Consider the following 13,222-nt stretch of genomic DNA (forward strand, 5'->3'; position numbering starts at 1 on the left):
ATATGCAGCGCTGGCGCGCTGCATAGGGAGCGGCTCCGCTGACGCTCCGCCAGATTCCCGCGCAAGCGCGGGAATCGAATTCCGCAAGCGGAATTCTGAGTGCGTTTCAATTCGCGTAAGCGCGAATTGAGGGAATCCCGCAAGCGGGATTCCTGGGGCTGGCGGCAAGAGGGGGTGCATCGCGCGCGGGACTGTGTAGGGTTTGGGATTCCCAGCCACTACCTCTGCAAGGGATGTGACGCACTGTCGGCCTGACGGAGTGCCGGCGCCTTGTTGTAGTGACGGGGTTCCGCTGCGCTCCACCCTGAACCTCTCCCCCACCGTCTACCTGTCCCCACTGTTCATCAAAACCCTGTCTGTATATAGGACAGTCGACCGTTCGTGGGTGAGATTGAGTCACTGTGCCATCCTCGGGTGTGAAGTTGGCGTATGGGTGATGCATCATGACTTGTGGCTGTGTAGAGTCTGGGATCAGATGCTACACCCCTACCGCCGCGCACCTTGCGCCTGGATTCTATTTGTTATTACGTGCCGCATTCCGAGAAAAAGGAGAACACGGGGCATGGCCGTGAAGCTGCGTGATCACCAGATCGAGGCCGTTTCCGCCATTGTGCGGGGTCTTGATGTTCCGCCGGGTGGTATTCCCTGGAATGGTCTTCGTGGGCAGGTGCACGCGGCGTGTGGGACGGGGAAGACGATTATGGCTGCGGTGTCGGCGAGGCGGCTTGTGCCCAGGGGGCGTGTGCTCGTGCTGGTGCCGACGCTGGATCTGCTGGCGCAGACGGTGAGGGCGTGGCACGAGGTTGGGCACAGGGGGCCGGCGGTTGCGGTGTGTTCGCTCCAGGACGACCCGGAGCTGTGGTCGTTGAAGGTGCGTTCCACGACGAACCCGGTCCAGTTGGCGCTGTGGCACGGGCAGGGGCCGGTCACCATCTACGCCACCTATGCGTCTTTGGGTGTTCTGGCGGAGGCGTTCGAGGGTGTCTACGGGCAGAAGCTTGATCCGGTGGATCTGGCGGTGGTGGATGAGGCGCACCGGACGTCGGGGTCGATGGGTAAGGCGTGGGCGGACATCCACGATCAGAGTGTGATCCCGGCGTTGCGGCGGTTGTATCTGACGGCGACGCCGCGGATCTGGGAGGAGCGGCTGGGCCGGGAGGTTGCTGAGGGGGTGCGGGATCCGCTGCCGCGTCAGATGGCGGCTTCCATGGATGACGAGAAGGTCTTCGGGCCGGTCCTGTACAAGCTCTCGCTCGCGTCGGCCGTCTCCCGGGGCTTGCTGGCGCGGTACCAGATCATCGTGCTGGAGCTGAAGGACCCGGTCGTCACGCCGGAGAAGCTGATGGGCGAGGAGCGGCACACGGAAGAGGTACGCGGGCAGCGCCTTGGAGCCTTGCAGGCCGCGTTGCTGCACACGATGGCGCAGCATGACCTGTCGACGTGCATCACCTTCCATCACCGGACGATCGAGGCTCAGGCGTACGCGGAGGGTCTGGAGCGGGTTGCGGCGAAGCTGCATACCGATCAGCCCGAGACGTTCCCGGCTCGGATCTGGGCGGACTGGCTGTGCGGGGAGCATGTCCCCGAGCGTCGGCGGGAGGTTCTGGGTTCGTTCGGGTCCACGGCGCAGCGGGCCGTGCTCTCGAACTGCCGGGTCCTGGGTGAGGGCGTCGACATCAGAGCCGTGGATTCAGTTGCCCTGCTGGACCCCAAGGGGGCGCCGCACGACATCGTCCAGGCCATCGGGCGCGCTTTGCGGCAGAAGCCCGGGCAGGGCAAGCTCGCCTCCCTGATCGTGCCGGTGTTCCTCCAGCCGGGAGAGCAGCCTGAGGACATGTTCACCTCCGGTTCCTACCGGCCCCTGGTGAAAGTCCTGGAGGGCCTGCGGGCCCACGATGAAGAGGCCGTGGAACTGCTCGCGATTCCGCAGGAGCCGCAGAAGGACGTGGCGCAGCCGTCCGTGAACATCGGTGTCGCCCCAGAAGAGGGCGAGGACGAGTCTCGCCTGCTGCTGCGTTTCGCGGCCCCCCGGGATCCGGTGATGGTCGCGGACTGGGTCTCCTTCAACGTGATCGACACCGAGCGTCAGGACTGGGCCCGCGGCTGGGCGAAGCTGAAGACGTACGTCGAGCGGGTCGGGAACGCGAGGGTGCCCTACGGACACCGCGAGGGCGCGACACCACTGGGGCAATGGGTCGCAGAACAGCGACGCGCGTACGGGGCCGGGGAGATGACCGGCCGGCGCGCCCAGCGGCTGGAACAGCTCGGCATGGTCTGGTCCGTCGCGGATGAGCGGTTCCAGGAGAACCTGGAGGCCGCCAAGGCGTACTACGACCAGCACTGGACCCTCTGCGCACCGAGGTCGGCGACGATGCTGGGCAAGCCGTTGGGGATGTGGCTCGCGAATGTGCGGCGACCCGGCACGCTGGAGGGCCATCCCGAATGGAAGACAGCCCTGGAAGCCGTCGACGAGGACTGGAACCCGGAGTGGCCGGCCGAATGGCAACGCCACTACGCCGCACTGCGCGAACTCGTACGCGACGAAGAAGGCCAAGCCGGCGCGGTGGAAGTCCTGCCCGGCGTCACCGTCCACGGCATGGACATCGGGAAGTGGTTGGCCCGGCAGCGGACGCCGAAGGTCTGGGAGGGCCTGACGGACGGGCAGCGCGAGCGCATGGAACAACTCGGCATCACACCGCTCGCCCCGGCCCCGGAGCCGGAGGCACCCGCGAAGCCGTCCACGACGCCCGTGGGGGCCTTCGAGCGGGGTGTAGCGGCCCTGGCACGGTACAAGGCCCGGGAGGGCTCCGTGACCGTCCCACGGGGGCACGTAGAGCGACTGGAAGACGGAACCGAAGTCCGACTCGGAGTGTGGATCATGAACCAGAAGGGCCGCCGCGCCAAGCTGACCACCGACAAACTCACCGCACTCGCCGACCTCGGCCTCAACTGGGCGGAATCCTGACGCTGTTGGGCCGCTCCCGGACGCTTTGTACGACCCGGGGTCTTTCGTTGGCCCGGGCCAGCGGCATTGCACTGGAGTGCGTGTAGGCACTGGGATCCCGGGTCGCTCCCCGCTCGGGCTATGTGGCGACCGCGGCCTTCTCGTAGAGAGCGAAGCCGTGGCGGAGCATCCGGACGGAAAGCTCGGTGGCTCGCGGCGGAACGTCGGTGTTGCTGGTGAGCTTGGCCAGGTTCACATTGCCAGGGGACGGCGCTGGGCCGATCACCGCGGCACGCTCGAGGCCATCGCGTGGAAGTACCGCGCCAACTCGCCCTGGCGGGACACCCCCGAGGAGCTCGGCTCGTTCCAGACGGCCCATAAGCGGCTGATCAGGTGGGCCGTCGACGGCACATGGGAGAAGATCTTCGCCGCCGTCCTCGCCGCAGCGGTTGCCGTCGACGACATCGGCTGGACCGTAGTGCTCACTAATCGGACAGACACATCCGATCAACTGACCGACCCATCAAAGAGACACGCTCTAGCGGTGTTTGCAGGCCGCAGGAAGGTCCGGGACGGCTGTGGGCTGGGCGGAGTACTTGCCTATGGTGAGTCCCCGCATGAGTGCACCTTCGAGGCTGACAGCACGGTCACGAGCTGTTCGCGCTCTTCCGGCGTTCCTTTGTCTGCGTGCTCAAGGACTCAGATCAAAATGAGGTCTTCAGGCGTCGCCGGCAGATGATCGCGCAGCCGAGGGTGAGGAAGGCTTGGTGGATGTCGGTGCGGATCTGCCAACGGAGGCGCAGTCGGCGGAACCAGTGCAGGAGGGCGAGGGCTGCTTCCACGACCCATCGGCTCTTGCCCAGTCCGCTGCCGTGCCCGGTGCCGCGGCGGGCGATGCGCGGGCGGATGCCCAGCTCGCGGACCTGGCGGCGGTAGATGTCGTGGTCGTGGCCGCGGTCCGCGTAGAGCACATCGGGGCGCCGGCGGGGTCGCCCGCGCTTGCCGCGGATCGGTGGCACGGCGTGGATCAGGGGCAGGAGCTGGGTGACGTCGTTGCGGTTGCCGCCGGTCACGGTGGCGGCCAGCGGGATGCCGTGGGCGTCGACGATGACGTGGTGCTTGCTGCCGGTCTTGCCCCGGTCTACCGGTGAACGCCCGGTGGCGTCCCCGCCCTTCAGGGCCCGCAGGTGGGAGCCGTCGACGGAGACGCGGGACAGGTCGAGGATGTCGCCGGCGCGCAGTTCGGCGAGCAGAAGCTCGTGCAACTGCTGCCACACTCCCGTCTCATTCCAGTCGCGCAGCCGCCGCCAGCAGGTCATCCCGGAGCCGAAGCCCAGCTCCTGCGGCAGGACCTCCCACCGGATCCCGGTGTACAGCACGAACAGGATCCTGCACATGACTTTGCGCTGCTCAAGCCGCATGCGTCCGGGGTGACGGCAGCGCCGCGCCACCACCGGCAGTAACGGCTCGATCCGCTCCCACAACCCGTCCTCGATCTCCCACGGCTTGCGCGTGCCCGCCCCCGTACCCGTACCCGCTTGCACTCTCGTATCGGCGAGGAGAGGGCAGACTGAGGGATGCTCATTCCGTTGGGCCCGTGGCGTCGGGCTGCCCTTCCCGTGTGAACCAAGGTCCGCGGTCCAGGCGGTCCTGCACGACTTCGCGCGCGTCGGGGTCGGCGAGGCGGTCGGCGAGGCGCTGGGCGCGGGCTTTGAGTTCCCTCGCGTCCGGGGTGCCGGTGGCGGCGGCCGTCCGGGCCCGGACCTCGGTGGCGAAGGCCCGGTCCCAGTCGGTGAAGTCATCCGGGTGCTCGGCGATCAACTCCGCGTAGCGCGGGGCGTGGTGGGCGGCAACCTGAGGGCGGCCCATGGCCAGGGCAGTCTGGGCAATGGTGTATTCGCCGCGGCCGTGGTGGGCCGGGGTGCCCGCCTCCAGCCAGTGGTAACACGCCGCGTAGGCCTGGTAGAGGGCCCGGTCCTGCTCGGCGCGCGAGGTGTCCGGGGGTGAGGTCGAAGAGCAGGCCCCCGAGCGCGTGGTTGAGCTCGACGGCGAACCCATGGGTGCAGATCACGTGCGCGCGGTTGGCGGTTACCGAACGCAAAGACCACGTCCTGCCAGCGGGCGAAGCCGTGTTCGCGGGCGATGACATGCTGCGCGTCGCGTATGGAGAAATCGACCGGGTCGACCGGGCCGGTCTTGGCCGCGCGCTCGGCGGCACCGGGCTTACTGCCCTGGACGGCCAGGCGCAGGTCCTTGGCCTGGTTGCGCAACTGCCCCAGGTCGGCCAGGGCGGGAAGGGCGGGGGTGGTACCGGTCACAGCAATGTACCTCCAGGTCACGGCCCACAGGCAGCCTCGCCCTCCCGGCCATCGCCACCACCGGCACCCTGCACTTCACCCACGTCCTGCACCACAGCGACACCCACAAGGCCCTCGCCCTGACCACACTCACCGCCGGCTGCGACGCCGTCATCACCATCTGCCGCACCTGGCAAAAGACCACCGCACCCGCGCAGCACAGCGCCACCCAGGCCCGCCCGGCCACCTGACCCGCTCAAGCTGGCAGACACAGTCCGCCAGCTCGCCCCTCCAGCGCTCCGTCTGCTCGCCGCCATCCGGTGTGACTATTGATGTACAGGGCTGAGACCGGCTCCGCCCTATGAGCCCGCTGACCAACCCATAAAGGTCACGGGAGGCACTATGAGGAGTTCTCGCACTGCTTGGAAAATCAAAGCTGCAGCGTTCGTCGGCATTCTGACCCTCGTCGGCGGCTGTAACAGCTATGCGTCATCCAAGCCGTCGGAGACGAGGACCCACGCCTCAACACAGATAGCCGCCTCTTCAGCTCCCACGGTGAGACTCCCCACGAGTGACCAACTGGAGTCGGCGCTACTCGATGCGGACGACTTGGGACCAGCCTTCGCCCGGAAGCCGACCGATGCCCCGTCGCCGTCCGAGGGCCAGAACGACAGCCAATTCAAAGGGTGCCAGCCGCTGGCACGGCAGTTGAATGGAGGGAGTGGCCGCTCGGACTACCCTCAGGCCGTGGCGACGCTCCAGAGTCGGGACGGCCTGGTTGCCGTATCTGACGCGCTAACGGCTGAGCCGACCGGCGCTCTCGCCGCCGACTATGCGAAGGCCAAGCAAGCTCTGGAATCCTGTGATTCCATCAGCCTCGTATCCACTGTCCAAACGATCAAGTTCTCGCTGACGCCGATCCACTTTGGCAGTTCAGATTCGTCTGCTGTGCGCATGGACGCCACACACCAAGGTGTGCTCGTCAACGGCTGCATCGCGATCGAGCGGCTGGGTAAGAATGTTGCGCTGTCGTATGCTTCTCTGCACTTCACTCTCACGGGTGAATAGGGTTACGCGAGTCGTCAAAGGGCCTCCGAGATGGATGAGTTGAGGGGTGGGGGTGGTGGCGTCATCGACGACCGCCCGGCAAGTTGCGGGGCGCCGGTAAGATCGACGCCCTCATGGGGAGTGCGATGCGAACTTCAGGGCGGGGTGGCGAGGGACAGAAGTACGCGTTGACCTCGGACGAGGACGATGCTGACTTCTGGGGTTCTGCTCACGAGGCCGAGGGGTTGTTCACGCCGCTGGCGGATGAAGAGGGAGCACGCCGAGTGCACCTCATGGGTTGCCTGCCGCAGGGCGGCCTACTGAAAAGCGTTGACCACGTCGGCGGTCGTCGTGCCGTGGCGGGGAACGCCTGGTTCGACCTCCTCGACGGCGATGGCGCCACCATGGGGTCCTACTTCGTCAACGAGGTCACGGTCGTCAGCGTCAAGCCATCCGCCCGTGGGACCGGCCTCGTCGACCTCACGGTGACGTTGTGGTGCGAGAACGCCTTGGCTGGAGCGGACCGGGTCTGGGACTTGATCCGCGCGGGGCAACTGAATCGCACCGGCATGTGGCACGATCTTGCGCCCGAAGACCGCCATGCGTGGCTGTCAGTGGCGCTGTGGTCTCGGGAGTACCAACGTCAGGGACGGCCCGACACTCCTGCAGGCCAGGTGTTCACCTTGGACGGCCGGCACATCGTTGACAGGGACAGCTTCTACTGCGCGATCGGTGAGGCCATCAATGGGCCGGGCGGATACTTCGGCTGGAACCTTGATGCTCTGGACGACTGTCTGAGAGGCGGCTGGGGCGCCACCGCTCCGTTCACCTTGCACTGGGATTCCTCGGCCGAGGCCAGGGCGCGGTTGGCAGAGCGCGTGCCCACCGGTGATGGCGAGGTTTCGCTGTTTGCGCTGCTCCTGGAGATCTTGGAGGAACGGGGCGTGAGCGTCATCCTTCGTTGATCGATGGTCGGTTCCAGGTGCCGGCATGGGCAGGGTCGTTCCGACTCCTTCGGACGGCGGTGTGCAGGGATGCCGAGGTCGACAGCGGGTCGGCGTGCCATGCGCTGGGTTTCGTCGCGCTTGGAGCGGAGGAGGGCAAGGGTGAGGTTCAGTCCTTCGATCTCACCGTCCCAGCCCTCCCGCTCGGCCCTGTCCCGGCGGGCGAGGAGGTCCTTCTCGAGTTCGTCGAGGCGGGCCAGCATCTTGGGGTTGACGTGCAGCATCGGGCAGCGGATGCAGGCGTGTTCGTGCTGGCAGGGGGTTCCGTAGGGGCGGCCGCAGGAGCCGAGTTCGACCTTGCGCTTGTCGAAGTGCTCGGTGAATTCGTCCCACTCTTCGGTGCTGGCGGGGCGGTATTCGTCGCTGGGGCGGATCTTGCGTCGGTTGTCGAGGTGGGTGACGTAGTGGCGGATGACGTCTTCGTCGAAGACCGCGACGTATCCGCGGGTGGTTTGGATGTTGAGGTGGCCGAGCAGGGCAGCTCCGATGTGGATGGGCAGTCCGCTGTTGACCAGTTCGGTGGCGAAGATCCGGCGGAAGTCGTGCGGGGTGAAGTGCAGGTCCCGGAAGCCGGGGTGCGTCTCTCCGAGCGCCTCGCAGCGGCGCCGGATCATGTTGAGGACGGTGTTGGTGCCGATCACCCCGCGGTTCGCTCCGATGCGGCGCTGGAACAGAAACGGCAAAGGGGTGCTCCAGAGCTTGTCGTGCGGGTCGTAGCGGCTGACCAGCGGGATCGGTTGTCCGTCGCGGGTGTGGCGGCGGATGAGGCAGGCGATGACGTGGAACAGCTCGGGTGACATGGGGATGACGCGCTCGCGGTCCGTCTTGGACGGTGCGATGACCAGCAGGCCGACGACTTCGCCGCTGGGGCGCTGGTATTGCCGGATGCTGAGGTGGCTGAGCTCGCACAACTCCTCGATGCGGATGCCGGAGTGCCGCAGCACCTCGATGCTGGCCCAGTCCCAGAACGCCGTCTCCTCATCGGTCGTGATGTGGATGAGCCGGCCGGTTGCCTCGTCGGTGACCTTGAGGGGCGGAGTTTCGTGGCGTGCGATCTTTCGGTCGGACTCGGTCACGGTCCGCCGGTAGGTCCTGCCGTCCAGGACGAAGCTGACGCCGTCAGGTGTGCTCGTTGCCTGCTCCAGCAGCCTGCGGGCGTGGTCGTAGCGGTTCTCCACGTGCTCGGCGAGGACCGGCAGAAGAGGCTGGCGCTGGCGGGTTCGGTCAGCAGTGCGCTCATCATGGCGGCGCCGACGCTTGCCCAGACCTCGTAGTTCTCCGGGCGGGATGGGGCATGGGACGACCCAGTGGGCCCATCGTTCGGGTTCCTGCGCGGCCCAGGTGTGCAGGTCGAGGTAGAGGCTGCGGACGGTGATGATGATGTCGTCCTGTTGCCTGCGGGGCTTGCCGTCGTCCCGGACGGTGATTGCTTGGCGCCAGGCCGCATAGGTCTCCGAGGTGAGGCGCAGGTCGGCTTGGTCGGGGTTGATCTGCTCGACCTTGCGCCAGAACATCGATCCCAGCAGGTAGCAGATGTGCGACAAGGTGGCGTAGTCGGTCTCGACCATGCGGCGGCTGCAGTAGTCGATCAGGAGTTGGCGGATGCCCTGGTTGCGGATCGGGTAGCGATCGATCAAGTCCTCGACGCTGAGCTGGCCGCGGGTGAGCGCTGCCCGCAGCGTCGTTGGTGTGTCGGGCGGGAAGTGCCCCATGGCGTGCAGGACGTTCCAGGCGCCGATGCCAGGAAAGACGACCTTCCGGGCCTCGCCCAGCCCGAGAGCGACTGCGGCGCGTCGGCTCTCGTGCCCGTGGTGCAGCATGGCCGCCGGGGTGACATCGGACAGTGAGACGCCCTGGACCGCGAGCAGGGCGCAGATGTCGTTGAGAGCGTTGCGCTTGTGCTGCCAGGACATGTCATGTGCCTGGACGCGGTCGTGGAAGGCGTCGAGCAGTGGGTCGTTCTGTGCCTCGTGGAACGGAGTGGCGAAGCTGGGGAAGGTCTGGCTGCGGAAGGCCCTCAAGGACGGCTGGATCACCCGCAGGCAGATCAGGGAGCGCAGGCCGGTGTTCAGGTCCCGGCCGTAGCCGAGCTCCTGGCTGAGGTCGCTGGAGTTGACGCCGCCGGGCGAGATCGGGCAGGCGTCCCATCGTTCTTGCCAGGTGGCTCCCGGAAAGTCGCTCAGGTAGTCGAGCATCGTCCGTGTCACCTGGACCCGCTTGCTGCGAGTGTTGGCGGACATCTCCCCGATGCCGCGTACGACTTCAGCGACGCTCTGCGCGGACGCCGTGCTCAGGTCCCCGTGGGGCCGCGGGAGCGTGGCCGCGACCGCGGGTGCCGCTTCCAGAGAGCCGGAGATGAAGCGGCTGGGAAAGCTCAGATCCTTGTCGGCGTACTCGTGTCGACGCGTGCGGCCCGTGGCCGGCAGGGAGGTCGTGGTCTCAGGCACCGAACACCGCCGCGATGTCGGACGGGTCGTAGCCGACCGCGTAGTGGGTGGGTGTGCGCGGCTTGGCGTAGTGCGCGGCCATCACGTCGAAGAGTTCTTCGACGCGGACGGTCAGGTACCGGTTGGTGGTTTGGATGTTCGCGTGCCGAAGGACGGCCTGGACCTCTTCCAGCTTGAGCGTGCCGCCGTTGGCCATGCGGTAGGCGGCGGTGTGCCGCATGTCGTGCAGCGACCAGTTCGTCCCGAGCTTGGCGTTGGCCCGCTGGATAACTCGTCGCATCGCCCAGTAGCTCAGTGGCCTGTCCTGTCCGTGCCGGGTCCGCCAGAGAGGCTCGCCTGGGGGAGGAGTTCCGCGCTGATCGAGGTAGCTGGCCAGCCGGAGGAACGCCGCCGGAGAAGCGGGCACCGCCTCGCGGGCCCGGGTGCCCTTGGAGATGACGTAGATCTTCTGGCCGGACCAGTCGATGTCCTCCAGGCCCACCCCGAGGAGCTCTTCCGCCCTTGCGCCGCTGGAGACGTAGAAGTCGAGCAGAGCCCGGTCGCGCTCGCAGCCCATGGCGGCGAACAGCTCGTCCCAAAGGAGATCTGGGATGGACCGCGGCGGCCGGTCGGCAACCTTCTGCCGCAGCCGGGCCCTGCCCAGCACGGGCGCCGGTTCCAGGGGGCTGCGATGGCCGAGCACCCGCCGACGCTGCGGCGAGGCCGGCACTGGGTTCACGACCGGCCCTCGGCCCTGGTGCCCGTGGAACTCGTAGAAGCCGCTGACGACCGACAACGCATGGTTGATCGTTCGCGGCGCGTACCCAGGGCCGAGACTCGCCTTACCTGTACGGATATTCACGGCTCCCGCCGCGCTGCTCTGGGACGAGCGACGCTGACGCTGGGGATTGCGGGCCGACCGCAGCCACCCCGCAAGGACCGCGACTTCGGCCTCCGTCGCCTTCTCCCATGCCGTGCCCAGCAGCCACAGCAGCCGGAACCAGCGCAGGAGCCCGTAGGCGTAGCTCCGCCCGGTCAGTGGGCTGCAGTCGCCCAGGGCCAGGTTTCGCAAGTAGGCGGTCACCGGCTCCACTTCGCTGCTGAAGCCGTTCACGACGATGTACGGAGGGTGCTGCCCCTCGGCCGGGACGACTGCCCCGGCCGAGGGGACGACAGCACGTCCCTCCATCAGTTCCTGTCGGAGATCCACTCCACACTCCTTGATCGCGTGAGTCGGTCACGCGATCAACGAGCCTGAGAAAGTGCAGATAACGGAGCATTCTTCCAAGTTGGCGGCGGTTCTTCGCAGCTAGCGAGCCTCTTCTACCAGCGTGCCGCCGACAAGGCGCGAACGAGTCTCAATCTTCACCCGCGTGGCCTCGATCGGCGTTGCACCAGCCGCTGTTGAGGCCTCGTTGGCGAAGGCAACTTCCCGCTGCCGGCGCAGCGCGGCCGTTCTGCCGCTCGACCGGCTCCGCGATGGCCGGGTCCAGGCGCCGCTCGCTCCATGCCGCCCGGTGTGCGGCGAGCGCCTGGTGGAAGCCGGGCGAGGTCATCTCCCGGCTTCTCACGGGAACTTCGCTCGCGGCCAGCGGGCCGCTGTCGTCTGTCCTCTGTCGTACGGATAATCGAGCTGCTGCCACGCAGATGACCGTGGTGCGCACGTTCCTGTCCCTCGCCGGCGACCTCAAGGTGGCACCGGCTCCGCTGCGCACGGCAAGCGCTCGATGCGGACCTGGATCTTGCCTTTGCCCCCGGTCAAACCTGCGGAGCACGACAAGTGCAGTGGGCTACGGAGCAGTCCAGATTCCCCGGAGTATCTCGATACCCACTCGGTCTGTGTCCTCCGGTACCGCGTTCAGGCGGTGGATCAGCACCCAGCGACCGTCGTCCATCGCTCCGGCGAAGAGGGAGGCGTGGCGTGTCGCCCCGTTGTGCCACCGCAAGGAGCCGGACGTCTGCCAGCTCGGCGCGGGCTCCCCCAGTCGGCGCTCCACCAAGAGTCGTACCACCAGGTCGGCCGCCGCACGGGGAGTTGCCCACAGGCCTCCCGCCGGCAAGATCGCGCCGCCCATCTTCCACGGCCTGCGGGCGCGGCCGAGAAGCCCGGGGGTCGGCAGACGTCGGCCAGGATCGGGGTTGGAGGTCACCTCTGTGATGCCGAGCGGCCGCAGGACGTACTCGGTCACCAGCTTCTCGTACGTCGTCCCCGAGGCGGCGGTCAGGGCCGCGCCGAGCACTGCGTAGCCAAGGTTGGAGTACTCCTCTATCTCGCCAGCTGGGTGCGTGGCGAGCGTGTCGAGTCGGGGCAGCAGCCGGTCCAACGCGGCGCGGTTGAACGTTGCGTACGGGTCACGGCGGGAGTGACGACCGGGTGGCAGGCGGGGAAGGCCAGAGGTATGCCGGGCCAGGTGCAAAAGCGTGATCCCTGTGCCCGGGGCAACGGGAAGCCACCGCTCGACGGGGTCGTCGAGCGCCAGCGCCCCGGACGTGGCCATACGGGTCAGCGCTGTGCCCGTGACAACTTTGGTGAGCGAGGCGATCTGAACGAAGCGGTCGACGGCGTGACCGTTGCTGCAAGCCGGCGGGCCCGTGTTGCTGAACACGCAGGTCGGAATGCGTCGCACGGCGGCCCTCACGCGCCGCGCGGCGGCACTGCGTCGTAGGCGACGACGGGTAGTGACGTCGCTGCCGAGGGCGATGGCTTGACACGGCGGTGGGTCACGGGGTCTCCGTCCAGTGCTGCAACAGGGCCTCTCGTTCGGCCGGGCGAGGGGCACGTGATCTGGGGGAATTCATCAGCCAGTGAGCCTGTTCCAGTCTGCCCGCCCCGAGCGTGGGGTTCGACTGGTTATGCACCTTCGGTGTCCAGTCGCTCCGCGGACTGGAGCAGATACTCGGGAAGCTTTGAACTGGCCCCCAACACCTCGATGCCGATGAGGCGGCCCTGCTCGTCGAAGTCGAGGTTGATCATGCCGTCGACGTCCACTGGATCGCGGGGATACATGCGCGCGGTTTTCACGCGAGCCTGCGGTTCGGTGAGGTATGCGTACGCTGCGTCCACGGTCTTGTCGTAGGTGATTCTGACGTCTGCCAAGGTGAGCGGTCTCCCAGGCTGTCGTTGATGGTGGGCGCTGTCCTTGTCCTCATGCCTCCGCCACAACCTCACTGGCCGTTCTCTATCCGGTCGTGCGCTCCTTCTGGTTCGAACGGGATCCTGGATCGGGTGACTTGTTGGCTGGTGGGGCATAGAGGAAGGGCCTCTTGGTAGCTCGCGGTTGTCGAGTCCAGCGAGAAACAAGAGGCCCTGTTGTCGAAGTGTCGCGTGGTCGTGGTTGCCGGGTCCAGTCCGTCCACTCCTGGGTGTGACTGTCTCGCCCATCGGTTCGGGAACGCGGCCGACCGGCCAGAGCGCCGACCCCGGTACGGCTCGGACATGAGCGATACGGAGTGGGCACTGGTGCGGGATCTGCTGCCGGTTCCGGGATGGCTGGCGGGCCGGGG

The 13,222-nt window shown here is 67.2% G+C and carries 8 protein-coding genes and 2 pseudogenes; 4 read left to right on the forward strand and 6 right to left on the reverse strand.

Annotated elements, in window-relative coordinates; genetic code table 11:
- The first annotated feature begins 562 nt into the window (after positions 1-562).
- Both QF027_RS00740 and QF027_RS00745 read left to right on the forward strand, forming a co-directional pair.
- The gene (locus tag QF027_RS00740; RefSeq protein WP_307072092.1) at positions 563-2,965 is read left to right on the forward strand and encodes a DEAD/DEAH box helicase; all 2,403 of its coding nucleotides are present in this window, start codon (positions 563-565) and stop codon (positions 2,963-2,965) included.
- 241 nt (positions 2,966-3,206) lie between these two features.
- Positions 3,207-3,422, forward strand: a pseudogene (locus tag QF027_RS00745) (transposase); the annotation flags it as partial.
- 226 nt (positions 3,423-3,648) lie between these two features.
- On the opposite strand, the gene QF027_RS00750 reads toward QF027_RS00745, so the two are convergent.
- Together QF027_RS00750 and QF027_RS00755 are read right to left on the reverse strand one after the other, a co-directional pair.
- A complete protein-coding gene (locus QF027_RS00750) occupies positions 3,649-4,440 on the reverse strand; it encodes an IS5 family transposase (RefSeq protein WP_307072091.1) in 792 nt (263 codons plus the stop codon).
- An 85-nt stretch (positions 4,441-4,525) separates the two neighbouring features.
- Positions 4,526-5,002 carry a hypothetical protein gene (locus QF027_RS00755; RefSeq protein WP_307072087.1) on the reverse strand — a complete coding sequence of 159 codons (477 nt, stop codon included), beginning with the start codon at positions 5,000-5,002 and terminating at the stop codon, positions 4,526-4,528.
- A 986-nt stretch (positions 5,003-5,988) separates the two neighbouring features.
- On the opposite strand from QF027_RS00755, the gene QF027_RS00760 reads away from it, so the two are divergent.
- Together QF027_RS00760 and QF027_RS49430 are read left to right on the forward strand one after the other, a co-directional pair.
- Entirely contained in the window at positions 5,989-6,309 is a 321-nt protein-coding gene (locus QF027_RS00760) for a hypothetical protein (RefSeq protein ID WP_307072093.1), read from the forward strand.
- A gap of 548 nt (positions 6,310-6,857) precedes the next feature.
- Positions 6,858-7,103 (forward strand): annotated as a pseudogene (locus QF027_RS49430) (barstar family protein); the annotation flags it as partial.
- On the opposite strand, the gene QF027_RS00770 reads toward QF027_RS49430, so the two are convergent.
- The 4 genes from QF027_RS00770 to QF027_RS00785 form a co-directional block, all read right to left on the reverse strand.
- Positions 7,007-9,739, reverse strand: coding sequence for a tyrosine-type recombinase/integrase (locus QF027_RS00770; RefSeq protein WP_373432387.1), 2,733 nt, complete (start codon positions 9,737-9,739; stop codon positions 7,007-7,009). The pseudogene QF027_RS49430 and the gene QF027_RS00770 overlap by 97 nt on opposite strands.
- Entirely contained in the window at positions 9,732-10,928 is a 1,197-nt protein-coding gene (locus QF027_RS00775) for a tyrosine-type recombinase/integrase (protein WP_307072094.1), read from the reverse strand. Before QF027_RS00775 ends, QF027_RS00770 begins: the two co-directional genes overlap by 8 nt.
- 580 nt (positions 10,929-11,508) lie before the next feature.
- Entirely contained in the window at positions 11,509-12,324 is an 816-nt protein-coding gene (locus QF027_RS00780; RefSeq protein ID WP_307072095.1) for a serine hydrolase domain-containing protein, read from the reverse strand.
- A gap of 245 nt (positions 12,325-12,569) precedes the next feature.
- Positions 12,570-12,815 (reverse strand): DUF2283 domain-containing protein, encoded by a 246-nt coding sequence (locus tag QF027_RS00785; protein ID WP_307072096.1) that lies wholly within the window; start codon positions 12,813-12,815, stop codon positions 12,570-12,572.
- Positions 12,816-13,222: the final 407 nt, after the last annotated feature.

Source organism: Streptomyces canus (genome assembly GCF_030816965.1).
In the GTDB taxonomy this organism is placed as follows: Bacteria; Actinomycetota; Actinomycetes; order Streptomycetales; family Streptomycetaceae; genus Streptomyces; species Streptomyces canus_E.